This is a genomic window from Halarchaeum nitratireducens (genome assembly GCF_014647155.1).
GTDB lineage: Archaea > Halobacteriota > Halobacteria > Halobacteriales > Halobacteriaceae > Halarchaeum > Halarchaeum nitratireducens.
On the sequence record NZ_BMOQ01000001.1, the window covers coordinates 131,106 to 154,579 of the forward strand.

Here is a 23,474-nt window from a genome sequence, read left to right on the forward strand (position 1 = left end):
CGCTCGTCGCCGCCCGAGTTTTCCCGCTCGCCCCCGTCCGCCGACGCATGGACGAACTCGAATCGCTGACCCGCGACCTCGTCGCGATCTCCGCCCACGACGACGAGACGGCCGTCGGCGATCGGATCGAGTCGTGGCTCCGCGAGCACACCGACGCGGCGGTCGAACGCGACGACGCCCCGAACGGCGGGAACGTCATCGCCCGGAGAGCGACTGGCCCCCGGTCACCGTCCGGGGACGCCATCGCCCAGCGCGGCCCCGACGAGACCGGCGACGGCGACACGTCGCTCGCCCTCATCGGCCACCACGATGTCGTTCCCCCCGCAGACGACCAACTCGCGGACGACGGCACGTACCGCGTCCACCGCGAGGGCGGACGGCTCTACGGCCGCGGCACTGCGGACATGACGGGCGCGCTCGCCGCGATGCTCCTCGCGTTCCGCGAGGCGGAGCCCGCGGGCGACGTGGTCTTCGCGTCGTTCGTCGGCGAGGAACGGGGAGGGATCGGCGCTCGTCACGCCATTCAGAACGGCTTTTCGCCCGACTACGCCGTCGTCGGCGAGGGCTCGACGGGCTACTCCGCGCCCGAGACGGTGGACGTCGCCGTCGCGCACAAGGGTCGGCGCGCCAGCACGCTTCGCGCGTCCGGAACGGCCGCGCACGCGAGCGAACCCGAGGCGGGTACGAACGCCGTCTACCGGGCCTGCGACGCCGTCGGCGTCGTCCGCGACCTCGACGCACCGGAGACCGAGGTGTTGGGCCACCGGCTCGCCGGGAGCCTCGTCGTGACCGGGATCGACGGCGGCGGGGCGTGGAACGTCGTCCCCGACGCCTGCGAGGTGACGGTCGACGAGCGGACCGTCCCCGGTGAGCGCGCGGCGCTCGCCCGCGCGGCCGAGATCGAGGGGGTCGCGTGGGACGTCGAGCAGGACCTCCCGCCGATGGCGTGCGACGACGCGGCCTTCGCGGACGCGGTGACCGACGCCGCAGCGGGCGCGCAAGCGGGAGCTCCGACGCAGGTGGTGAAGCCCCACGCGACCGACGCGGGGTGGCTCGCGGACACCGGCACGACCTGCGTCGTCTGCGGGCCTGCCGAACCCGGCGAGGCCCACACCGACGCGGAGAGCGTCTCCCTCGACGCCCTCCGCACCTGCCGGGACGCGTACACCGCGATCGCCGCGCGCTGGCCGTAGCGTCGCGGCCGCGACACCGCGCGCCGGGACGGGTGGCTTCTTGTGACCGCGCGCCGCTCGTTCACTCATGACGGACCACCGCGCGGACGCTCCCGAAGCCTATCGCGAACTGCTCGATCAGTACGAACGCGTCACCGCGCTCGGCGGCGTGCAGGGCACGCTCTCCTGGGACCAACAGGTGATGATGCCCGAGGGCGGCAACCCCGCGCGCTCGAAACAGCTCTCCGTGGCGTCCGGGCTGAGCCACGACCTGCTGACCGACGACGTCGTCGCCGACTCGCTGGCCGCGCTCGACGACGCGGCCCTCGCCGACGAGCAGGCCGCGGTCGTCCGCGAGATCGAGCGCCAGTACGTCCGCGCCGAGCGCGTCCCGCGCGACCTCGTCGAGGAGATCTCACGGACTTCCAGCGAGGCCCTGCAGGCGTGGGAGGAGGCCCGCGAGAACGACGACTTCGAGACGTTCGCACCGTACCTCGACGAGCTGGTCGACCTCAAACGCGAGTACGCCGCGCACATCGACGATCAGCGCGACTCGTACGCGGTGCTCTTCGAGGAGTACGAACCCTACCTCGACCTCGAAACGGCCGAGCGCGTCCTCGATCGCCTCCGCGAGGAGCTCGTCCCGCTGATCGACGCGGTGCAGGCGTCCGACGCCGACCTCGCCGCGCCCTTCGCGGGCGGGACGTACGACCCCGAGGCGCAGGAGGCTTTCTCGCGCGACGTCCTCGACGCGCTCGGCTACGACTGGGACCGCGGTCGCCTCGACACGTCGACGCATCCCTTCACCGTCGGCAATCAGTTCGACTCGCGCATCACGACGCGCTTCAGCGAGGACGAGCCGCTCGACTCGATGATGAGCACCGTCCACGAGTTCGGTCACGCGCGCTACAATCTCGGCCTCCCGCGGGAGGAGTACGGGACGCCGCTCGGCGAGGCCCGCGATCTCACCGTCCACGAGTCCCAATCGCGCCTCTGGGAGAACCACGTCGGGCGCTCGGCGGCCTTCTGGGAGCACTTCGCGGGCGACCTCCGCGGGCAGTTCCCCACCGTCGACGCGACGCCCCGCGACCTCTACGAGGCCGCCAACCGCGTCTACCCGGACAACCTCATTCGAGTGGAGGCCGACGAGCTCACCTACCACATGCACATCGTCCTCCGCTTCGAGATCGAGCGCGCCCTCATCTCGGGCGACCTCGACGTCGCGGACGTCCCCGAAGCGTGGAACGACAAGATGGCCGAGTACCTCGGCGTCCGGCCCGACACGGACAGCGAGGGGTGTCTCCAGGACATCCACTGGAGCCACGGGAACTTCGGCTACTTCCCGACGTACTCGCTCGGGAGCGTCCTCGCCGCACAGCTCTACGCGCACGCCGAGGCCGACATCGACGGCCTCGACGCCGCGATCAGCGGGGGCGACTTCGACCCGCTCGCCGACTGGCTCGGCGAACGCGTCCACCGCCACGGCCGTCGCTACACGACGCCGGACCTGATCGAGGAGGCGACCGGCGAACCGTACACGGCCGATCACTTCCTCGACTACGTGAACGCGAAGTTCGGCGACCTCTACGATCTCTGAGCGCCGCCGAGTCGCCGCCACCACGTCGCTCGCGTCCGATGCGGCGTTCATCGAGAGCGTGGTACCGACCACCACAAAGATTATATCGTTGGTGTGGCATACTGTACCATGTATGTCGAGCGCACGGGATACCGAATCGGTTCTGGACGAGTTCCTCGAACACACCGGTCACGACGTCGAGGCCTGGGACCGAAGCTATAACAAGAAACAGTGTCCCGACTGCGGCGGCCTCCACGAGACGGCGGCCCGCGAGTGTAGCGTCTGCGGCTGGTCGCCCTGATCCGCCCCGCCGGCCGCCCCGACTTCAGTCGTCGTTCGCGCTCTCCTCTTCGACCCGTTGTGCCCCGCGCTCGCGGGCGCGTTCCACGAACGCCTCGGGCAGCTCGTCTATTTCGCCGGCCTGCACGCCCCAGAGGTTCGCGTAGAGGCCGTCCTCCGCGAGGAGTTCCTCGTGCGCGCCGCGCTCGACGACTCGCCCGTCCTCCAGCACGAGGATCGTGTCCGCGTCCTTCACCGTCGAGAGCCGGTGCGCGATGGTGAACGTCGTCCGGTCCGCGGTGAGACGATCGAGCGAGCGCTGGATCAGCATCTCCGTCTCCGTGTCGACGTCCGACGTCGCCTCGTCGAGGATCATGATGTCGGGGTCCTTCAGCACCGCGCGGGCGATGTCGATCCGCTGGCGCTGGCCGCCCGAGAGCTTCACGCCCCGCTCGCCCACCATCGTCTCGTAGCCGTCGGGGAGGTTCGTGACGAACTCGTGGGCCTGAGCGGCCTTCGCGGCGTCGACGACGTCCTCGTGGTCGGCGTCGAAGGAGCCGTAGCGGATGTTCTCCGCGACGGTGCCGTAGAAGAGGAACGTGTCCTGCGAGACGTAGCCGATGGCCTCCCGGAGACTCGAGAGGGTCACCTCGCCGATGTCCTGATCGTCGATCCGGATCGCACCCGAGTCGGGGTCGTACATCCGCATGAGGAGTTTGAGCACCGTGGACTTCCCCGCGCCCGTCGGGCCGACGAGCGCGAGCGTCTCGCCGCCGTCGATCTCGAACGAGACGTCCTCGATGATCGTCTCCTCGTCGTAGCCGAACGTCACGTCGTCGTACTCGACCGCGCCGTCATCGACGATCAGGTCCGCGGCGTCGGGCTCTTCGGCGACGCGCGAGGGCTGGTCCATCAGCCCGAAGATGCGTTCGCTCGCCGCGCGCGCCCGCTGGTACATGTTGATGATCTGCCCGAACTGCGCCATCGGCCAGATGAACTGCTGGCTCAACTGGATGAAGACGACGAACGCGCCCACCGTCAGCGTCCCCTCCATCCCGAGCGGCGGGCCGACCGCCACCCAGTACGCGCCGACGAGGAAGGTCAACACGAAGCCGAGCCCCGAGATGACGCGCAGCGCCGGGAAGAACTTGATCCGGACCGTCACCGCCCCCCAGTTCGCGTCGAAGTAGTCCCGCGAGGACTCCTCGACGCGTTCGTCCTCGTACTCCTCCGTGCTCGAGGTCTTGATGACTTGGATGCCGCCGAGGTTGTTCTCCAGTCGGGAGTTCAACTGCCCGACGGAGGAGCGGACGGCCGCGTATTTGGGCTGGATGCGCTTGACGAACCAGTACGTGAAGCCCGCGATCACCGGCACCGGGAGGAGCGTCAGGATCGCCAGCCGCCAGTTGTAGGAGAAGAGGACGACCGCGACGCCGACGACCATCACCGCGAGGCGGAGCGCGGAGTTCAGTCCGTCGTTCAGAAAGCGCTCCAGTCGATTGACGTCGTTCGAGAGGACGGACATCATCTCGCCCGTCTGCTTCTCCGCGAAGAAGGCCATGTTCAGCCGCTGCATCCGCTCGTAGGTGTCCGTGCGCACCGCGTGCTGGACGTGCTGGCTGTACGCGTTCCACCCCCAGTTGCGGACCCAGTGACACCCCGCGCCGAGGACGAACGACCCCGCGACGATCCCCGCCGCGATCAGCACCTGCTCGCCCGTCGTCCATCCAGCGCGCAGCGGCGCCGGGAGGAACGCGAGGAACGTCCCGTCGTCGCGGAGGATCGTGTCGATCGCGTAGCCGAGCATCACCGGCGGCACGAGATCGAGGAGGCGCGCGACGATCGACGCGACGACGCCGAGCGTGAACTGCCCCCAGAACTCCCGGCCGTACTCCGAGAAGAGCCGCCACATCGCGTTCCCAGAGGTCGCCCGCACGTCCGCGAACGCGTCGTCCGCACCCTGTTCGCTCATTCGTCCCGACTACGCGGTGCGCAGGAAAAAGGTTTCAACTCCCGACGTCCCCGCCGCGACCGTACTCGATCGCCACCCGATCCCCGGCCGCGATCCCGTGACGCGCCGTCCACCCCCGTGGGACCTCTATCACCCACTTCGCCCGACCCGTGTAGCGGCGATACGGCGGCTCCTCCGTCCCCGCGTGGTGGATTCGGGTGATCCGCCCGTCCTCCCCGACGAAGACGATGTCGAGCGGGTAGGCCATGTCGCGCATCACGTACGCCCGCGACCCCTCGGTCTCGTAGACGAACAGCATACCCGAGCCGTTCGCCAGCGACGCGGTCTCCGAGAGGCCCCGATAGCGCTCGGCCTCCGAGTCCGCCACCGACGCGTCCACGACGCCGAGCGTCGATCCGTTCTCGTCCGTGATCGTCACCGTCGCGCCGTCGTGGCCCGTCGACCCCGTGAACGCCCACGCCCCGACGGCGACGAGCGCGACCCCGAACAGGACCGCCAGCGCCGTCGTCGCCCGTCGCGTCCGCCGATCCATACCTCGACGAAGCCCGCGACGCCGCCTAAGCGTTCCGCCGCCGGCGGTCGAAGGGAAACCGTTTTGCCGCGCCTCCGCCACTCACGACGTGCGGGTTCGTGGTCTAGTGGTTATGACGTCTCCCTTACAAGGAGAAGGTCGGTGGTTCGAATCCGCCCGAACCCACTTCCGACGTCGTCACGCGACGAGCGACGACGCCGCGTGTGGGATCGCTCTGCTCACCGCGCGTCCCTGTCGACGCCGACGACCGCCGTCCCGCCGGACGCTCGGTCGTCCCTCGTGGATTCAGCGCCGTCGTCCCCCCAGATGACCGCCCATCCGTTTCCAGCGTCGCCCCGCGCGTTTCGTAACCCTTTTTTCCGCGCTCGTCCTCGGGTGACGTGCACGCCGCCTTAGCTCAGACTGGGAGAGCACTCGACTGAAGATCGAGCTGTCCCCCGTTCAAATCGGGGAGGCGGCATTTTCCCGCGAACCCGTGAGAGAGCGATTCGACCGAACCGCGAGCGGGGCCGCCGTCGCCCGTCCCGGCTCGGATCTCGATACTCTGTACCCACGTTTCGCTGTCGTTCACTCCGACGAGCGACCCGGCCGTTACGTCGCTGCCGTCGACACGCGACTCACCGGTCGTGCGCACGTCTACACTCGTTTCCGCGGTCGGCACCGTGGTGTTCGCGCCCGATTTCCGGACCGTTCGTCCTCGGTGCGTTCGTGTCGATGGGCGGCGCGCTCGCACGCTACTACGACTGCTGAACGGTCGCTATCGATGACCATCCCGCCGTCGGACCCGTGCGGTCACATCCCCTCTGGAAGCCGGTCGCACCGAGCGCCTCCATCCCGCAAGGGTTATCCGTGGGCAGTCACATCGTACAAAGGCAATGGCGAAAGGCGTAGTTGACTTCTTCAACGACACGGGCGGTTACGGATTCATCGAGACTGACGACGCGGACGAGGACGTCTTCTTCCACATGGAAGACGTCGGCGGCCCCGACCTGGAAGAAGGTCAGGAGGTCGAGTTCGACATCGAGGAGGCCGAGAAGGGCCCCCGCGCGACGAACCTCACCCGCCTGTAACTCGTTGAAGGAGGCCGCCGTAACGGCGGCATTGCGGTAACGGTTCTCGACTCCCGGAAGCGCTGACGGTTGCGGTGTGAGCGACTCCGGTCCCTTATCTTCCAACGAGAGCGACGCGTCATCCGACTCGTCGCGCTCGGTCTTCCACTCGGCGAGCGACGGCGCCGTCACTCGATCCGCCACTGCCCGCCGAGCTCGCCGCGTTCGGCCCGCGGATCGTCGACGAGGCTCCGCAACGCGCGCTCGTCGAACGCGTATCGCCGCTCGCGGTCCCGCACCACGAGGTCGCGCCCGCGCAGCTCGACGAGAAGGGAGTGGATCGCCTCCATCGAGGCCCCCGTCGCGTCGACGAGCGCCCGCGCCGACTGCGACGTCTCGCTCAGTCGCTCGTAGACCGCTTCGGCGGTCGACTCGTTACACCGCGAGGCGCGTCGCGCCGCATCGAGTCGCGTCCGGACCGCGGACGCGTCGAGGAGCGCCCCCGGTTCGTCCACCGTCGTGGCGCCCGCCTCGCGCTCACCGTCCGCGCTTCCCGTGGACGCGTCCCCGTCGGCCGCTCCGCCCGCGGGTCGTTCGCGTCCGTGTCCGTGTTCGCGCGACGCGCGCTCGCGCTCCGACGAGCGCTGGAGCCGATCGAGGACGTCCCCGATCCGCTCCGTCGGTTCGATACGGCCCTCGCCGTCGCGCTCGGTTTCCGCCGTCGTCTCGCCCGAGTCGTCCGTCCCCGGCGCGGTCAGTTGGTCCTCGACGTCGGACACCGACGCGCCCGCCTCCTCACCGGTGTCCTCACCGACGCCGTCTACGGCGGTGTCGCCGCTCGCCGTTCGCGCGGCCTCGTCGTCCGCGTCACCGGCGTCGGGCGAGTCCTCGCGTCCGACCGCGGCGAGTCGCGCTTCGAGCTCCGCGACGCGCTCGCGGAGGACCGCGACGTCGTCGGTCGTCGTGCCCCCGCCGCCGGTGGTCCCGGTCTCGCCTTCGTCGCTCGCGTCCGCGTCCAGCGTGGTCTGCGCGGCCGCGTCGCCGTCTGTCGTCGTCCCGTCCGCGGTACGCGCGCCGGCGGGACCGCGATCCGGATCGCCGTGCGCCACCGCGTTCGCGAGCTTTCGAGCGGCCGCCGAGACGTCGCGCGCCCGGTCGAGTTCGGCCTCCAGTTCGGCGATGCGCTCCTCCCGGTTCTCCACGCGGCGTTCGAGCTCGGCGATCCGGTCCTGGCGTTGCTCCTCGGCGTCCCTGATGTCCGCGAGGTCCTCGACGAGCGTGTCGCTCACCGACTTCAGCTCCGGGCGTTCGAAGTCGTCGAGGCCGGGCGTCGCGCCCGCGTCGAACGTCCGCTTGCGCTTGAACTGGACGCGCTCGACCGCCGCGTCCGTCCAGTCCGCCTGCACGAACGCCTCCCCGGCGTCGAGGTCCGAGACCGCGGCCTCGTACTCGCTCCCGACGATCCGGCCGACGACCTTCGTGTCGTTCTCCCAGGTGAGCCGGTGCCAGACGAGCCAGTTCGCCTGCGTGATGAAGTCCTTCTTCACGTCCGCGGGACGTTGGCTGATGCCGACCACGCCGAGGCCGTGCTTTCGGCCGCGCTTGCCGACCTTGATGAGCATCCGCCCCGTCTCGCCCATCCCCGCCCCCTCCGGGATGTACTCGTGGACCTCCTCGACGACGAGCAGGAAGGGCTTTTTGAGCTTCTTCTCCTTGGCGAAGAGGTGTTTCGCCGTCTCGAAGACGAGCTCGTCCGCTGCCGCCTCGTCGAGGAACCCCGAGACGTCGAGGATCACGGGCACGTTCTCTTCGAGGGCGATCGTGGCGAGGCGCTCTGCGTGCTCCGGGCTCACCTGGATGTCGCAGCCGTCGTCCGCGCCCGCGTGTAGGAGCTCGTACTCCTCCTTGAGCCCGTAGTACTCGCCGTCCGTGTCGACGACGAGGACGGGATACTGGCGTTCGAGCAGCTCCTCGATGACGACCGAGACGGAGTTGCTCTTCCCGCTCCCGCTCTTCCCGGTGATGAACGCGCGACCGGTCAGGACCTCTTCCGTCGGAAGCCGGAGGGAGTCACCGTCGGCCGTCTCGCCGACAGGGAGATGGCGCTCGTCGACGCCGTCGTCTGCGGGGGCCATGTGGGTCGTCGGGGAGAACGACGCCCGGTGGCAAGAAGATTGCCGTCGTCGCGGGCGGCGTCCCGACCCACATCGTCACGCATCGCTCACGTTCGCGCCCGCCCGCCGTCCCGTCGGCGGAGCGTCGGTATCGCTCCGCTCTACCAGTTCGAAGGCTTTAACCGCGCGCTAGCCGTCAGCCTCGGGTAGTAACCATGGCCGACAATCCCGCCTCCATGTATCGGACGATCGACAAGCCGTCCTACACCCGACGCGAGTACATCACGGGCATCCCCGGCTCGAAGATCGCCCAGTTCAAGATGGGCGACCTGCAGGCGGACCCCGAGGACTACGACGTCCAGATCAGCCTCAAGCCCGAGGAGGAGTGTCAGCTCCGCCACGGCTCGCTCGAGGCCGCTCGCCTCTCCGCGAACCGCCACCTGATCAAGGAGCTCGGCGAGGGCAACTACAAGATGATCCTCCGCAAGTTCCCCCACCAGGTCCTCCGCGAGAACAAGCAGGCGACCGGCGCGGGCGCGGACCGCGTCTCCGACGGGATGCGACAGGCCTTCGGCGTCCCCGTCGGGACCGCGACCCGCATCTACCCGAACGAGCGTCTCTTCACCGCGTGGTGCAGCGTCGAACAGGCCGACGCCGTGAAGGAGGCCTTCCGCCGCGCGTACAACAAGATCACGCCGCCGTGCAAGGTCGAGGTCGAGCGCGGGCAGGACCTCCTGACGAAGGCGGACTGACGGCTAACGAGTCCTTTTACTCGCCCCCCCTCCAAGGGGGGATATGTTCCGGCTCGCGTTCGCCAACGAGGCCGAGACGTTCGAGCGCGTCCGCGACCCCCTCGCCGAGCGCGGCATCGCGGTCGAGGCCGTCGCCGCCTCCCACGGTTCGTACTCCCTCACCGAGCCACCGGTCGACGGTGAGCGCTTCGACGCCGGCTTCGTCTTCCCCGGGCGGATCATGGAGGGCGGGGTGCTCGACGCGTGGCTCGACGTCCCGTGGCTCAACGACCGCGAGGCCGTCCTCACGTCGCGCAACAAGGCGGGCGTGCTCGCCACGCTCGCGGACGCGGGGATCCCGACGCCCGACTCGGTGCTCGTCTCGAACCCCGCGGACACCGACGCGCTCGTCGCGGCCTACGAGTGCCTCCCCTCGCCCGTCGTGGTGAAACCGAACTCGACGACGCGCGGGATCGGCGTGGCGAAGGCCGCGGACCTCGACTCCTTCCTCGGGATCTGCGACTACCTCGACCTCGTCCACGACTACCGGGCGACCGGGGATCGCTCCTACCTCGTCCAGGAGTACCTCCCGAACGCGCGCGATTATCGCGTGATGGTGTTGGAGGGCGACGTCGTCGGGGCGGTCGAGCGCCGTCTCCCAGACGCCGACGTCGCGGCGGGTCGGTGGAAGCACAACGTCCATCGGGGGGCGGAGGCCGTCGGCGTCGATCCGGACCCGGAGGTCGCCGCGCTCGCGGAGCGGACGGCGTCGGCGCTCGACGTGCCGTTCCTCGGGGTGGACGTGCTCGTCACGGCGGACCGTGCGGTGGTGAACGAGACGAACGCCCGTCCGACCATCGACGATAGCGAGAAGTACGACGAGGGGTTCTACGACCGCCTCGCGGCGGCCGTGACGGGACTGTAGCTATTCGAAGCCGATGTTCGCGGACTCCTCGGCGCGGTCGAAGGTGACTTCGAGGACGCCGTTGTTGTAGCTCGCGCTCCCGGAGCGCTCGTCGACGCGGCAGGGAAGTTCGAGACGCTCGTCGTACTCGCGGGTCTCCGTCGCCGCGCTGATCGTGAGCGTGCGCCCGTCGCACTTGAGCGAGAGGTCGCCCTTCTCGACGCCGGGGAAGTCGCCGATGATGCGGACCTCCTCGTCGGTCACCTGTACGTCGAGGTGGGTGTCGCTCCCGAAACCGGCGTCGTCGTAGTTACTCTGCGTTCCCTGCATCACGTCGTCCATCATCCGTTCGATCTCGCTGAAGAAGTCGTCGAAGGGGTCGTCCCGGTCGTCGCGTCGCATGCGCTACCGTAGGCCGTACCCGGCCAAAAGGCTTCGGGGCCCCGCGGGTGACGCCTCTTCTTGCGACCAATGCGCACGATATCGGCGTCTCTTGTCGACTTCTTCCGGGGGGTTTTAAGCTGTTTGATTGTTATTACTCGTGTATGAGTGAACTCTCCCTCGACGCCGAGGAAACCGGCGAGGTCGTTCGCGTCGGCCTGAACGGGTTCGGCCGGATCGGGCGCAACGTCTTCCGTGCCGCCCTCGAGGACCCGCGTATCGACCTCGTCGGCATCAACGACGTCATGGACTTCGAGGACATGGCGTATCTCGCGCAGTACGACACCGTCATGGGCCGCCTCGACGGCGTCGAGCGCGACGGCGACGAACTCGTTGTCGGCGACTCCAGCGTCCAACTCCTCAACGTGCAGGACCCCACCGACCTCCCGTGGGGCGAGAAGGACGTCGACGTCGCCCTCGAGTGTACGGGCATCTTCCGCGAGCGCGGACAGGCCGCCCAGCACGTCGAGGCCGGCGCCGAGAAGGTCGTCATCTCCGCGCCGCCGAAGGGCGAGGAGCCCGTGAAGCAGCTCGTCTACGGCGTCAACCACGACGAGTACGACGGCGAGGACGTCGTCTCGAACGCCTCCTGTACGACGAACTCCGTCACGCCGGTCGCGAAGGTGCTCGACGAGGAGTTCGGCATCGAGACGGGGACCCTCACGACCGTCCACGCCTACACGGGTTCGCAGTCGCTCATCGACGGGCCACAGGCGAAGACCCGACGCGGGCGCGCCGCCGCCGAGAACATCGTCCCGACCTCGACGGGCGCCGCCCAAGCCGCGACGAAGATCCTCCCGAACCTCGAGGGCAAACTCGACGGGATGGCGATCCGCGTTCCGGTCCCGGACGGCTCCATCACCGAGCTCGTCGTCGACCTCGACGAGGAGAACGTCACCGCCGAGGAGATCAACGCCGCGTTCCGCGACGCCGCCGACTCCGGGCCGCTCGCCGGCGTCCTCGGTTACACGGACGACGAGGTCGTCTCCAGCGACATCCTCGGTCTCCCGTTCAGCTCGACGGTCGACCTGAACTCCACGAACGTCATCGGCGAGAACGGCGACCTCGTGAAGATCCTCACGTGGTACGACAACGAGTACGGCTTCTCGAACCGCCTGCTCGACGTCTCCGCGTACATCACGCAGTACTGACGTCGCCCCTCGGGCGACGGTAACGCGAGCCGCACCACGCGCGCCGCGCACCGCTTTTCGCCCACCGCTAAGTACCCACCACCCGATCCATCCGACTATGAGCTTCAACACACTCGACGACCTCGAACCCGGCCAGCGCGTGCTGGTCCGCCTCGACCTCAACTCCCCCGTGGAGGACGGCACCGTACAGGACAACCGCCGATTCGAGCGCCACGCCGAGACCGTGCGCGAGCTCGCCGAGCGCGGCGACCGCGTCGTCTGCATGGCCCATCAGGGGCGTCCCGGCGACGACGACTTCGTCTCGCTGCGCCAGCACGCCGACATCCTCGCCGAACACGTGGGACGCGACGTCCGCTTCGTCCCCGACACGTACGGCCCCGAAGCCATCGAGGCCATCGACGATTTGGACGCGGGCGAGGTCCTCCTGTTGGAGAACGTCCGGATGTGCGAGGATGAACTCCCTGAGGCCGATCCCGAGGAGAAGTCGAAATGCGAGCTCGTGCGGACGCTCGCTGCCGAGTTCGACGCGTACGTGAACGACGCCTATTCGGCCGCGCACCGGAAACACGCCTCGCTCGTCGGCTTCCCGCTCGTCCTCCCCAGCTACGCGGGCCGCGTCATGGAGTCCGAGTACGGGGCGAACACCGCCATCGCGTCGCGCACCTTCGACGGACAGGTGACGATGGTCGTCGGCGGCACGAAGGCCACCGACGTCATCGGCGTCATGAACGCCCTCGACGAGAAGGTCGACCGGTTCCTGCTCGGGGGGATCGCGGGCGAACTCTTCCTCCGCGCCGCCGGCTATCCCGTCGGCGAGGACGTCGAGGGGATGGACCTCTTCGACGACCAGTGGGAGCAGAACGCCGACACCATCCGCGCGCTGCTCGAGGAGCGCGGCGACCAGATCACGCTCGCGACGGACCTCGCCTACGAGGACGCTGAGGGCGAGCGCGCCGAGGTGCTCGTCGAGGACGTCGAAGAGAAGACGCAGGGCTTCCTCGACGTCGGCACCGACACGGTCGCCGCCTACGACGACGTCGTCCGGGACTCGGAGGCCGTCTTCGTGAAGGGCGCGCTCGGCCTCTTCGAGGACGAGCGCTTCAGCGTGGGGACGGTCGGCGTCCTCGAAGCCATCGCGGAGACGGACTGCTTCAGCGTCGTCGGCGGCGGCGACACCTCCCGCGCCATCGAGATGTACGGGCTGAGCGAGGACGACTTCTCGCACGTCTCCATCGCGGGCGGCGCGTACATCCGCGCGCTCACCGGCGAACCGCTTCCCGCCGTCGAAGTCCTCGAAGCGGAGGCGAACTGAATGCTCGTCGGCGTCGTCTCCGACACTCACGACGACCTTGAACGCGCTCGGCGCGCGGTCGCGCACTTCGAGGACGCGGGCTGTGAGACCGTGATCCACTGCGGCGACGTCGTCGCGCCGTTCACCGCCGCGGCCTTCGAGAGCGACGCGTTCGACTTCCACGCGGTCCGCGGGAACAACGACGGCGAGTGGGCCCTCCAAGACACGATCCGAACGTTCGGCGAGTACCACGGGGAGTCGGCCGAGCTCACGATCGACGGGACGGAGTTCGCCGTCTACCACGGCACGAGCGGCACGCTCACGGACGCGCTCGTCGCCTGCGAGAAGTACGAGTACGTGCTCTGTGGGCACACCCACGAGCGGCGCCACGACGTCGTCGGGGACACGCAGCGCGTGAATCCCGGCGGCCTGCCGTTCCCGGCCGGCGACGACCGCTATCACGTCGCCACGATCGACACCGAGACGGACGACGTGACGTTCGCCGACCTCGATTAGTCGTCCGCGCTCGCGGCCGCGCCACCGGTGGTGGCGACGCGGTCCGTCGGGGCGTCGAAGCGACCGACGCCGAGCGCGCGGTTCGTCCGAACGACGCTCTCGGCGGCGTCGGCGTCACCGACGAGCGCTCGGATGGCGTCCACGTTCTCCGGGACCACGTCGCTCTCCTGGTGGATCGCCTGGAAGAAGTAGAGGTCGCGTCCCTCCGTGGCGATCGACTCCTCCCACACGCAGTTCTCCCAGAGGTCGCCCCGCGGGCGTCCGGCGTCCTTCGCCAGCTCCTTGAGGTGTCCGGGACCGGCGACGCGCGCGTGTTCCGGGACCATGAAGATCCGCGACTCGTCCGCCAACGTCTCGCGGATCGCCTCGGCGTCGACGTCGCTTTCGAGGGTGACGTTGACGCTGTGGAGGTGCATCAGCGTCGCCGGGACGGTGACGCCCATCGTGTCGATGTCGAGGTCGGGCAACACGGTGTTGACGTCCGGGCCGTGGTGGGACGGGACGGTCACCGGGTCGGGGAGGATGTCGTTGATCGGGCCGCGATCTGACTGCCCCGGGTCGCCGCCGCGGCGAACGAGCGTCGCGCGGGTCTTCTCGACGCCGTAGGCCTCCGCAAGCGGCGTGAGCACTCGGGACAGCCCGGTCGTGTTGCAGGAGACGACGCGGACGTGCTCGGCGTCACCGCGCGCGATCTCGTCGTAGTTCGCGCGGGCGTTGAAGCTCGCGCCGACCGCCTCGGCGTCCTCGCCGCCCTGATAGAGCGCGGGCGTGTCGTGGGCCTCGTAGACCTCGCGGTTCCGCGCGCCGACCCCGGCAGGCGTGCAGTCGACGACGACGTCGCTCACCGCGACGAGGTCGTCGAGGTCGCCCGCGACGGGAATGTCGGCCTCGGCGAACGGGGCCGCGTCGCCGACGGCGTGGACGGCGTAGCCCGCTCGATGTGCGGCCGTGGCTTCGAAGTTCGGGGTCCGCTTTGCGACCCCCGCAACCTTCATGTCGGGCTGTGCCGCGAGCGCGTCCGCGACGCGCTTGCCGATGGTCCCGTATCCGTTGACGCCGACTCGGAGCATTCACTTCCATCTCCGGTGCCCGCGTGATTAATTCTTTCGGGAAATACTGTAAGAAATTAACTACTCGGCGAGTAATCGGGCGACGACGAGGGGCAAGGCCTAACGCCCGCGCGGGCGAGGTATCCCTCATGCCGACGCTCCGCGACGCCGCCGACACCGCCGTCGTTCAATGTCTGGGCATCGAGGCCGACGAGACCGTCGTCGTCGTGACCGACGACGAGCGACGGACGATCGGCGAGGCGCTCTACGAGGCCGCCAGCGACGTCACCGACGACGTCACGATCCTGCGCTACCCGCCGGGCGACCAGCACGGCGCCGAACCGCCCGCGCCCGTCGCCGCCGCACTCCGCGACGCCGACGCCTTCCTCGCGCCGACCACGAAGAGCCTCTCGCACACGCGCGCCCGCTCCCGCGCGAGCGACGCCGGCGTCCGCGGCGCGACCCTCCCCGGGATCACCGAGGACGTCTTCACGACCGGCCTCGACGCCGACTACGCCACCATCCGGCGCCACTGCGCGGACGTCCTCGCGCAGGTCCGGGACGCCGACGAGATCAGGGTGACGACCGAGGCGGGCACGGACGTCACGTTCGAGCCCGGCGCGCGCGAGTGGCGACAGGACACCGGGATGGTCCACGAGCCCGGCGACTTCTCGAACCTCCCCGCGGGCGAGGTGTTCGTCTCCCCCGAGACCGCCGACGGGACGTACGTCGTCGACGGGACGATGATGCCCCACGGGCTCCTCGATACCGAGCTCCGCTTCGAGGTCGCCGACGGCTTCGTCACCGAGATCTCCGACGACGCCGTCCGGGCGGCGGTCGAGGACGCGGCCGACGAGGTCGGCGACGCCGCGTACAACCTCGCGGAACTCGGCATCGGGACGAACGTGGCCGTCACCGATCTGGTGGGGAGCGTTCTCCTCGACGAGAAGGCCGCCGGTACCGTCCACATCGCCATCGGCGACGACGCGGGCATCGGCGGCGACACCGACGCGCCGCTCCACCTCGACGGGATCGTTCGGGACCCGACCGTGTACGCGGATGGCGAGGTCGTGAGGCTTCCAGAAGGCGAATAGGGCGCGCGATCATCGATCCCGCAAACTGGACGGGCGGATCGCCCGTCCGACGCTGAGGAACGAGGCGTGAGCAGGGCGAAGTCGTCCGGCTCCCCGAGCCGTAGACCTCGGAGACGCGAGCGAGTCGGAACGGCACCGCTTCGGACGGACCGAGAGACCCGCCGGCGTTTCACGGGGTCCCGACCGTCCCACACGGTCCCATGCGGCCCCCGCTCTCCGCGGGTTTTTACGCCTCGGGCCGCTTAGAGCGCCCATGAGCGAACACGCCGAGCGCGCGCCCGTCGCGTGCCCCTCCTGTTCTCCCGACCGGGAGACGGTCCACGAGATCATCACGACCGGCGGGGGCACCGCGACGGTCCGCTGTACCGAATGCGGCCACACCCACAAGGCCCCCCTCGAGAGCGAGACCACCGTCGAACCGACCGTCGTCGTCTCACAGGACGGCGACTCCTTCACCGCGTCCGTCGAGATGCCCGCCGACGAGGACGTCGAGAAGGGCGAGGAGTTCATCCTCGAAACCGAGGCGGTCATCATGCAGGTCCGCGTCACCGACATCGAGGTCGGCCCCGAGGAGCGCGTCACGCGCACCACCGCGGGCGAGGTCGAGACCTTCTGGACCCGCGCCGTCGACAACGTCTCCGTCCCCGTCACCGTCCACCCCCGCGACGGCGAGGGCGACGGCACGCGGAGCCTCGACCTCCAACTCCCCGGCGACGAGGAGTTCACCATCGGCGAGACCTACGAGTTCGGCGACGAGGAGTTCGAAGTCGAGGGCATCCACGTCCGCGAGGACGCCGTCGAACGCTACGACTTCCAGAAGCTCGGCCACGAGGGCGACACCGTCCTCGCCAAGGACGTAAAGCGCGTCTACGGCGTCGACAAGTCCTCGAAGGCCTGGTCCGCCTGGTAACGGCGCCGCCGACACGCACCGGACACCGCGGCGTCTCCCGCGGCCCCTACTTTTTCACGCGCGCCGCGCGCGCAAACCACCAATGGCGTACGAGCAGGCCCGCAATCGACTCGCAGACGGACTCGCCCGACAGTACGATTTCGACCGGCGCGTCGTCGAGGCGATCCGAGCGGTCCCGCGACACGAGTTCGTCCCCGAGGCACGCCGCGACGACGCGTACGCCGATCGCCCGCTCCCGATCGGTCACGACCAAACGATCAGCGCCCCGCACATGGTCGCCGCGATGGCCGACCACCTCGCCCTCGACCGGGGGGAGGCGGTCCTCGAAATCGGGACGGGGTGTGGCTATCACGCCGCCGTCACCGCCGAACTCGTCGGCGCGGAGAACGTCTACAGCGTCGAGTACGTCGCCGACCTCGCCGCGGACGCCCGCGAGACCCTCGCCGAGACGGGATACGGCGACGTCCGCGTCCGACAGGGCGACGGCCGCGAGGGGTGGCCGGCGAACGCGCCGTACGACGCCGTCTACCTCACCTGCGCCGCGCCGGACGTGCCCGACGCGCTCGTCGAGCAGACGCGCACCGGAGGCCGCGTCCTCGCGCCCGTCGGGGACCTCGCGCAGCGGCTCGTCCGCGTCGATGTCGACCCGGATCGAACGACGCGCGAGCGCCTCGAACGCGTCCGATTCGTGCGGATGCAGTAGCCGGCGGTCGGGGGTCGCGCGCACGTGTCTGACGGTTCGTTCAAGAGCCTCGGCGCCCATCGATCCGTATGGAGTACGCGGTCGCTCGGGACGGAATGGTCGACAGCCTCGAACACGACCTCCGGGGCGTCGTCGAACCCGACCCCGTGGGAACGGCGATGCGCGCCGTCCCACGCCACGAGTTCGTCGACGCCGACCACCGCGCGTACACCGATCGGTCGTTCGAAGCGTACGGCACGCGCGTCCTCGCGCCCAGCACCGCCGGCGCGCTCGTGCAGGCGCTCGCGCCGAACCCCGGCGACGACGTCCTGATCGTCGGCGTCGGCGTCGGCTACACCGCCGCGGTGCTCGCCGAAATCGTCGGTCCCGAACACGTCCACGCCGTCGACATCGCCCGCCGCGTCGTGTGGGCGGCCCGCGACAACCTCCGACGCGCGGGCTACGCGGAGGCGCTCGTCGATCGCCGCGACGGCGCGCGGGGCCTCCCGGAGTACGCGCCGTTCGATCGCATCCTCGTCGAGGCCGCGGCGCTCGACGTCCCCGCCGCGCTCCGCGAGCAACTCGCCCCCGACGGTCGGCTCGTGATGCCGCTCGGTGCGGGCGATCAGCGCCTCGCCACCGTCGAGGCCGGCGACGAGGTCCGCGACGGACAAGTGGTCTCGTTCGCCCCGCTCCTCGTCGAGGGAGAACAGGACGGTGTGCCGGCGCGCAACCGGACCGCCCGAGAGGACCGGGAGCACGCCCGGAGACACGCCGAGCGCCGGCGCGGCTGGGAGCTCGACTGGATCGACTGGGGCTAGCGGACGACGAGGACGTCCGTGTTGTCGCGCCGGTCGGCGTACGTGTCACTCGGCGGCTTGACCGTGAGCGCTAGGGTCCCTTGATCGGCCGTCGGCGGGAGCGTCGGCGTCACGCGGAGCGTCGCCACACCGGTTCGCGTTCGTGCGCGCGACGATCGGCTCCCCGCCGGCGAGCCCGGCCGTGTCCCCACTCAGAACGACCGTGACGCCCGGGACGGTGTGACCGTCGGCGTCGACCGCCGCGACCGTGACCGTTCGGTTCCCCGGCCGGACGACGTCCGGTGTCGGCTGCGCGTCGAGCTCCGTCGCTGTGAGCGCACCGACGCCGCTGACCATGTTGAGGATCACGCCGAGGACGGCGGTGCCGACGACGAACGCGACGACGAGGCGGATTGGAAGGCCCGCGACGCCGCGGTCCGTCTTCGACCGCACGGATTCGAAGTTCACACGCCCCCGTGGGCGCGCCATCGTACATTGAGGAAGTGTCCGGGAGTTTGATACCGACCGACGCGCAGATTGGCGTATGGTCGATGGGGATCCCCGCGTCGTGTATCCGCTCGCGGTCGTGCTGTCGGCGCTCTACGCTTCGATCGTCGTGTACGGTGCGTCGCTCCTCGACTACGTCTCGTTCTCTCCCGGGACCGTCGCTGCCGCGACGGCTATCGTCTTCGCCGCGACTTACGTCGCCATCCTCCGCTGACCGCCGACGACGGGACGGTTCCCGTAAGCGCTGACTGGCTCCGTAGTAAACGGGACACACGTTGTGTCAGGTTTACCTATACCCGAGCACCTATTACGGTCAAAGATAATGATAATTGCTGTATGCCACGAACGAAGCGATCCCGACTCGGCCGGATGCTCGTCGCGACGATCACCCTCTTACTCTGTTGTTCGCTGCTCGCCGGTGCCGGCGCGGCGAGCGGCGTGACGTACGTAACTATCTCGGACGTCAGCGTTTCCGACGACAACCCGGCGACCGACGATCTGGTGACGATCACACCGACGATCCGGCACTCCAGCGCGGGCGACGCGGGCTTCCAGATCAACGAGGTCACGCTCACGAACGCGGACGGTGAGCGGATCGCGGAGGCCAACGACCTCGGGACGGTCGGGGGCTCCGAGACGCTGGACGTGCCGCTGCGAACGACCTTCGATACGGCGGGAGATAAGCACCTGACGCTCCACGTCCGGGGCACCACGGTGAACTCGTCCGGTCACATGCAGTCCACCTCGCAGATCACGTATCCGGTCTACGTCGACGTCGACGAGCCGGCCGCGGATGAGCCCGAACCCCGCGTACACATCGACGCCGCGCCGATGGTCGCCGGTGACGACTCGACCGTCGACGTGACGGTCTCGAACGGTGGCGAGGATCCGCTCTCCGACGTGACGCTGCGGCTCTCCGGTGACGGCGTCGACACCAAGACGCAGATGCAGCCGACGATCGCCGCCGAGAGCATGACGACGTTCTCCTTCAGCGTCACCCCCAGCGAGACCGGGAGCACGGACCTCACGGCGTCGCTCTCCTCTTCGGACGTGAACGTCTCGACGACGTCCGCCGTGCCGGTCTCGGCGGTCGATGACGACGTCCGCGTCGACGCGACGGTCGTCGAGGACGACAACACGACGCTGCTGCAGTACCACGTCGCCAACGCGGGGAACGCGCCGATCGAGGACGTCCTCGTGACGGCCGAGTCGCCGGACGCCTCGCTGCCGAGCGCGTCCGTCGAGCAGGTCAACGCCTCGTCCTCCGAGACGGTCTCCGTGCCGATCGGCCACGTGCCGTCCGAGGCGACGATCGACGCCGCGTACACGGTCGCCGGCGAGTCCAGTAGCGTCACCACGACGGTCAGCGGGCAGGGTCTGCAGACGAACGTCCTGAGCGCGTCCGGATCGACCGGTCAGCAGGCCTTCTTCGGTGGCGGCACGGGCGGGATCCCGATCGCCGGGATCGCCCTGCTCTTCGGCGGCGTCGTCGTCGGCGGCGTCGTCGGCAGTCGCTTCCGCAAGTAACGCCCTCGGACTCCCCGACCGACGTCCGACGCGTCGACACCGCTGACCCTTTTCGCCGCTCGACGCCCGTCGCCCGCCGGTCGATCCGGCGGACGCGATTCCGTATCGTTTTTGATTCGGCCAGCCGAGCGTTTATTCGAGCCGCTATTTTGGCCGGCCTAAAACAAAGCGCTTATATTGTTTTAGGCTAGCCTAAAAACTGTATGCCACGAACGAAGCGATCCCGACTCGGCCGGATGCTCGTCGCGACGATCACCCTCCTGCTCTGTTGTTCGCTGCTCGCCGGTGCCGGCGCGGCGAGCGGCGTGACGTACGTGACGGTCTCTGACGTCGGCGTTTCCGACGACAACCCGACGACCGGTGATCTGGTGACGATCACACCGACGATCCGACACTCCAGTGCGGGCGACGCGGGCTTCCAGATAAACGAGGTCACGCTCACGAACGCGAACGGCGAGCGGATCGCGGAGGCCAACGATCTGGGGACGATCGGTGAGTCCGAGACGCTGGACGTCCCGCTGCGGACGACCTTCGATACGGCGGGAGATAAGCACCTGACGCTCCACGTCCGGGGGACCACGGTGAACTCGTCCGGTCACACGCAGGCCGCCTCGCAGATCACGCATCCGGTCTACGTCGACGTCGACGAGCCGTCGAGCGATCCCGAGCCCGCGCCCCGCGTGCACATCGACGCCGACTCGATGGTCGCCGGTGCCGAATCGACGGTCACCGTGACGGTCTCGAACGGCGGCGAGGACGCCCTCTCGGACGTCACGCTCCGCCTCGACGACTTCGGTGACAACATCGACGCGCAGACCCGGGTGCGGCCGACGATTCCCGCCCAGAACATGACGACCTTCACGTTCACCGTCACCCCCGACGAGGCCGGTGACATGAACCTGAAGGCGACGCTCACCAGCGAGAACGAAGACGTCACCGGGATGACGTCCACCACGGTCGACGAGCTCGAAGACACCGTGCGCGTCGACGCGACGACGGTCCACGAGAACGACACGACGCTGCTGCAGTACCACGTCGCCAACGCGGGGAACGCGCCGATCGAGGACGTCCTCGTGACGGCCGAGTCGCCGGACGGCTCCCTGCCGAGCGCGTCCGTCGAACGGGTCAACGCCTCCGCGTCGGAGACGCTCACCGTCCCCGTCGGCTCCGAGCCGGCGAGCGCGACGCTCGACGTCTCCTACACGGTCGGTGGCGACGCCAGCAGCACCACCGAGACGATCGGATCGAAGGGGCTCGAGTCGACCGATAGCGACGCCACGACCGTCTCCGGGCAGAACGCCTTCCTGAACGGCGGGATCGGCGGCATTCCGCTCGGCGGCATCGCTCTGCTCTTCGGCGGCGTCGTCGTCGGCGGCATCGCCGGAACGCGCCTCCGCCGGTAACCGACTCGCCCCCTTCTCGGCGGGCGGTACGGCGTCGGCGAGCACCGGGCGAGCACGGGCGCGGCGGCCTCACGCGCCGCTCGGCTAAACCCCGAGCAACCCACGTGGGGTTCCATCGTTTTTATCCCCGTTTCGCCTGTACGCTCCCGCGATGCGACGTGAAATCGTTCTACTCGTCCTCGCCCTGGCACTCGTCGTGCCGGCCGCACCAGTTATGGCAGACAATTCGGTCTACGGGAGTCCCGACGTCTCGCTCTCCGTGGCCGACGACACGTTCAAAGCGAGCGAGGCCGCCACGCTCTCCGTCGTCGCGTCCAACGACGGCGACATCAGGCAGGGCGGGCCCGCGCAGTACGAGGAGAAGATCAAGACCGCACAGAACGTCCGCATGACGGTGCTCGAAGACCAGATCGACGCACCCATCGACGTGAAGACGGGCACGGTCGTCCGCGGGTCGCTCCCCGGCGCGAGCACGGCGCCGTTCGACTTCAATATCGAGATCGGGAACGCGACGCCCGGCACGTACCGCATCCCCGTCCGCGTCGAGTACAAGCACGTCCGCGCGGTCCAGTACAGCGACACCGAACAGCCCGAGTACGTCTGGAGCACCGTCGACGAGCGCAAGTCCGTCACCATCACCGTCGAGGACCGCCCGCAGTTCGACGTCGTCTCCGAGGGGACGAACTCGATCTTCGCCGGCGACACCGGGAACCTCTCCTTCACGATCGAGAACACGGGCACGCGGACCGCCCACGACGCCTCGGTCCGCCTCTCGACGCAGTCCGACTCGCTCTACTTCGGCTCGCCGACGAACGCCAAAGCCCAGACGGGCCTCTACGTGCCGACGCTCGAACCCGGCGAGCGCACGACCGTCTCCGCGCAGGTCGGCGCCGGCCCCGAGACCGCCGCGGGCGAGTACCCCGTGAACGCCGTCGTCTCCTACGAGAACCAGAACGGCGTTACCGAGCAGTCGGACACCCTCACGACCGGCGTGCAGGTGCGTCCCGAACGCTCGTTCGAGCTCCGGGACGTCTCGACTGAGAACTTCCGCGTCGACGAGAACGAGGCGCGGATCAACGCGACGGTCGTCAACACCGGTCCCGGCGACGCGCGGAACGTCGCGGTCATGTTGGGTCAGACGTCCACGGTGACGGCGACGAACGGCGAATCCGCCGTCGGTGACCTCGCCGTCGGCGAGTCCGCACCCGTCTCGTTCACCGTCGCGATCCCCGCGAGCGCCGAACCCGGCACGAACACCTTCCCGTTCACCGTGCAGTACGAGAACGCCGACGGCGACGTGCGCGAGACCGACGCGCCGCTGCGTCAGTCGATCGCCATTGGTCCCGAGCGCGATCCCTTCACGGTCACGAACGTCTCCACCGGCGTCTCGCCCGGCGGGAGCGACTCCGTGACCGTCAGCGTCCGGTACAACGGTGAGAAGCCCGTGTCCGCGACGAACGCGAAACTGTTCGTGAGCGACCCGATCTCCACGTCCGACGACGGCGCGTACCTCGGCGCGATGACGCCCGGCGAGACGAAGAACGCGACGTTCACCGTCAGCGCCGGCTCGGGGGCGCTCGTCAAGGAGTACGCCGCCTCCGTCGAGGTGCGCTACGACGACGCCGACGGCGACACGAAGTACACCGACGGCCTCCCCATCGGCATCCCCGTCTCGCCGTCCAGCGGCGGCCTCCCCGTTCCGCTCCCGGTCATCGTCGTCGCCGTGCTCGTCGTGGCGGGCGGCGCCTACGTCCTCTACCGTCGCCAATGAGCG

The 23,474-nt window shown here is 69.2% G+C and carries 23 protein-coding genes and 2 tRNA genes; 19 read left to right on the forward strand and 6 right to left on the reverse strand.

Features of this window, described 5'->3' with window-relative positions; genetic code table 11:
- The first annotated feature begins 47 nt into the window (after positions 1-47).
- The 3 genes from IEX91_RS00705 to IEX91_RS00715 all read left to right on the forward strand — a co-directional run bounded on the left by IEX91_RS00705 (position 48) and on the right by IEX91_RS00715 (position 3,049).
- A complete protein-coding gene (locus IEX91_RS00705) occupies positions 48-1,193 on the forward strand; it encodes a M20 family metallopeptidase (protein WP_188876420.1) in 1,146 nt (381 codons plus the stop codon).
- Between the two features lie 67 nt (positions 1,194-1,260).
- Entirely contained in the window at positions 1,261-2,769 is a 1,509-nt protein-coding gene (locus IEX91_RS00710) for a carboxypeptidase M32 (protein WP_188876422.1), read from the forward strand.
- 112 nt (positions 2,770-2,881) lie between these two features.
- Positions 2,882-3,049: an HVO_0416 family zinc finger protein gene (locus tag IEX91_RS00715; protein ID WP_188876424.1), complete on the forward strand. Its 168-nt coding sequence runs from the start codon at positions 2,882-2,884 to the stop codon at positions 3,047-3,049.
- 24 nt (positions 3,050-3,073) lie between these two features.
- Here IEX91_RS00715 and IEX91_RS00720 read toward each other — a convergent pair whose 3' ends face one another.
- Together IEX91_RS00720 and IEX91_RS00725 are read right to left on the reverse strand one after the other, a co-directional pair.
- Positions 3,074-4,999, reverse strand: a complete 1,926-nt coding sequence (locus IEX91_RS00720; RefSeq protein ID WP_188876426.1) for an ABC transporter ATP-binding protein — start codon at positions 4,997-4,999, stop codon at positions 3,074-3,076.
- Between the two features lie 34 nt (positions 5,000-5,033).
- The gene (locus IEX91_RS00725) at positions 5,034-5,531 is read right to left on the reverse strand and encodes a DUF192 domain-containing protein (RefSeq protein WP_188876429.1); all 498 of its coding nucleotides are present in this window, start codon (positions 5,529-5,531) and stop codon (positions 5,034-5,036) included.
- Positions 5,532-5,623: 92 nt separating this feature from the next.
- Between IEX91_RS00725 and IEX91_RS00730 the strand changes: the two genes are divergently transcribed.
- The 3 genes from IEX91_RS00730 (at position 5,624) to IEX91_RS00740 (ending at position 6,601) form a co-directional block, all read left to right on the forward strand.
- Positions 5,624-5,696, forward strand: a tRNA-Val gene (locus IEX91_RS00730).
- A gap of 221 nt (positions 5,697-5,917) precedes the next feature.
- Positions 5,918-5,991 (forward strand) — tRNA-Phe (locus tag IEX91_RS00735).
- Between the two features lie 415 nt (positions 5,992-6,406).
- Positions 6,407-6,601: a cold-shock protein gene (locus IEX91_RS00740; protein WP_021780643.1), complete on the forward strand. Its 195-nt coding sequence runs from the start codon at positions 6,407-6,409 to the stop codon at positions 6,599-6,601.
- A 167-nt stretch (positions 6,602-6,768) separates the two neighbouring features.
- On the opposite strand, the gene IEX91_RS00745 is transcribed toward IEX91_RS00740, so the two are convergent.
- Positions 6,769-8,715 carry an ATP-binding protein gene (locus IEX91_RS00745; protein WP_188876431.1) on the reverse strand — a complete coding sequence of 649 codons (1,947 nt, stop codon included), beginning with the start codon at positions 8,713-8,715 and terminating at the stop codon, positions 6,769-6,771.
- 194 nt (positions 8,716-8,909) lie between these two features.
- Here IEX91_RS00745 and IEX91_RS00750 point away from each other — a divergent pair, with 194 nt between their 5' ends.
- Both IEX91_RS00750 and IEX91_RS00755 read left to right on the forward strand, forming a co-directional pair.
- On the forward strand, positions 8,910-9,446 hold the full coding sequence (locus IEX91_RS00750; RefSeq protein ID WP_188876433.1) for a 50S ribosomal protein L16: 537 nt from the start codon (positions 8,910-8,912) through the stop codon (positions 9,444-9,446).
- Positions 9,447-9,489: 43 nt separating this feature from the next.
- Entirely contained in the window at positions 9,490-10,350 is an 861-nt protein-coding gene (locus tag IEX91_RS00755) for an ATP-grasp domain-containing protein (RefSeq protein ID WP_188876434.1), read from the forward strand.
- Here IEX91_RS00755 and IEX91_RS00760 read toward each other — a convergent pair whose 3' ends face one another.
- Positions 10,351-10,731 carry an Hsp20/alpha crystallin family protein gene (locus IEX91_RS00760; RefSeq protein WP_188876436.1) on the reverse strand — a complete coding sequence of 127 codons (381 nt, stop codon included), beginning with the start codon at positions 10,729-10,731 and terminating at the stop codon, positions 10,351-10,353.
- Positions 10,732-10,874: 143 nt separating this feature from the next.
- Here IEX91_RS00760 and gap point away from each other — a divergent pair, with 143 nt between their 5' ends.
- The 3 genes from gap to IEX91_RS00775 all read left to right on the forward strand — a co-directional run bounded on the left by gap (position 10,875) and on the right by IEX91_RS00775 (position 13,728).
- Positions 10,875-11,921: a type I glyceraldehyde-3-phosphate dehydrogenase gene (gap, locus tag IEX91_RS00765; RefSeq protein ID WP_188876438.1), complete on the forward strand. Its 1,047-nt coding sequence runs from the start codon at positions 10,875-10,877 to the stop codon at positions 11,919-11,921.
- A gap of 97 nt (positions 11,922-12,018) precedes the next feature.
- Positions 12,019-13,233 carry a phosphoglycerate kinase gene (locus IEX91_RS00770; protein ID WP_188876440.1) on the forward strand — a complete coding sequence of 405 codons (1,215 nt, stop codon included), beginning with the start codon at positions 12,019-12,021 and terminating at the stop codon, positions 13,231-13,233.
- Positions 13,234-13,728, forward strand: a complete 495-nt coding sequence (locus IEX91_RS00775; RefSeq protein WP_188876443.1) for a metallophosphoesterase — start codon at positions 13,234-13,236, stop codon at positions 13,726-13,728. It abuts the gene before it with no gap.
- On the opposite strand, the gene IEX91_RS00780 is transcribed toward IEX91_RS00775, so the two are convergent.
- On the reverse strand, positions 13,725-14,798 hold the full coding sequence (locus IEX91_RS00780) for a type II glyceraldehyde-3-phosphate dehydrogenase (protein ID WP_188876445.1): 1,074 nt from the start codon (positions 14,796-14,798) through the stop codon (positions 13,725-13,727). The genes IEX91_RS00775 and IEX91_RS00780 overlap by 4 nt on opposite strands.
- A 128-nt stretch (positions 14,799-14,926) precedes the next feature.
- Here IEX91_RS00780 and IEX91_RS00785 point away from each other — a divergent pair, with 128 nt between their 5' ends.
- The 4 genes from IEX91_RS00785 to IEX91_RS00800 all read left to right on the forward strand — a co-directional run bounded on the left by IEX91_RS00785 (position 14,927) and on the right by IEX91_RS00800 (position 18,284).
- A complete protein-coding gene (locus tag IEX91_RS00785) occupies positions 14,927-15,871 on the forward strand; it encodes an aminopeptidase (protein WP_188876447.1) in 945 nt (314 codons plus the stop codon).
- A gap of 253 nt (positions 15,872-16,124) precedes the next feature.
- Positions 16,125-16,781, forward strand: a complete 657-nt coding sequence (locus IEX91_RS00790) for an HVO_0476 family zinc finger protein (protein WP_188876449.1) — start codon at positions 16,125-16,127, stop codon at positions 16,779-16,781.
- Between the two features lie 82 nt (positions 16,782-16,863).
- Positions 16,864-17,484, forward strand: a complete 621-nt coding sequence (locus IEX91_RS00795) for a protein-L-isoaspartate(D-aspartate) O-methyltransferase (RefSeq protein WP_188876451.1) — start codon at positions 16,864-16,866, stop codon at positions 17,482-17,484.
- Between the two features lie 68 nt (positions 17,485-17,552).
- Complete coding sequence (locus IEX91_RS00800) at positions 17,553-18,284, forward strand: protein-L-isoaspartate O-methyltransferase family protein (RefSeq protein ID WP_188876453.1); 732 nt, start codon at positions 17,553-17,555, stop codon at positions 18,282-18,284.
- 45 nt (positions 18,285-18,329) lie between these two features.
- On the opposite strand, the gene IEX91_RS00805 is transcribed toward IEX91_RS00800, so the two are convergent.
- A complete protein-coding gene (locus IEX91_RS00805; protein WP_229772752.1) occupies positions 18,330-18,731 on the reverse strand; it encodes a DUF7382 domain-containing protein in 402 nt (133 codons plus the stop codon).
- Positions 18,732-18,807: 76 nt separating this feature from the next.
- On the opposite strand from IEX91_RS00805, the gene IEX91_RS00810 reads away from it, so the two are divergent.
- The 4 genes from IEX91_RS00810 (at position 18,808) to IEX91_RS00825 (ending at position 23,471) form a co-directional block, all read left to right on the forward strand.
- Positions 18,808-18,984, forward strand: coding sequence for a hypothetical protein (locus IEX91_RS00810; protein ID WP_188876454.1), 177 nt, complete (start codon positions 18,808-18,810; stop codon positions 18,982-18,984).
- Positions 18,985-19,106: 122 nt separating this feature from the next.
- Positions 19,107-20,297, forward strand: coding sequence for a CARDB domain-containing protein (locus IEX91_RS00815; protein WP_188876456.1), 1,191 nt, complete (start codon positions 19,107-19,109; stop codon positions 20,295-20,297).
- Between the two features lie 203 nt (positions 20,298-20,500).
- The gene (locus tag IEX91_RS00820; protein ID WP_188876457.1) at positions 20,501-21,700 is read left to right on the forward strand and encodes a CARDB domain-containing protein; all 1,200 of its coding nucleotides are present in this window, start codon (positions 20,501-20,503) and stop codon (positions 21,698-21,700) included.
- Positions 21,701-21,914: 214 nt separating this feature from the next.
- Positions 21,915-23,471 (forward strand): COG1361 S-layer family protein, encoded by a 1,557-nt coding sequence (locus IEX91_RS00825; RefSeq protein ID WP_229772753.1) that lies wholly within the window; start codon positions 21,915-21,917, stop codon positions 23,469-23,471.
- Positions 23,472-23,474: the final 3 nt, after the last annotated feature.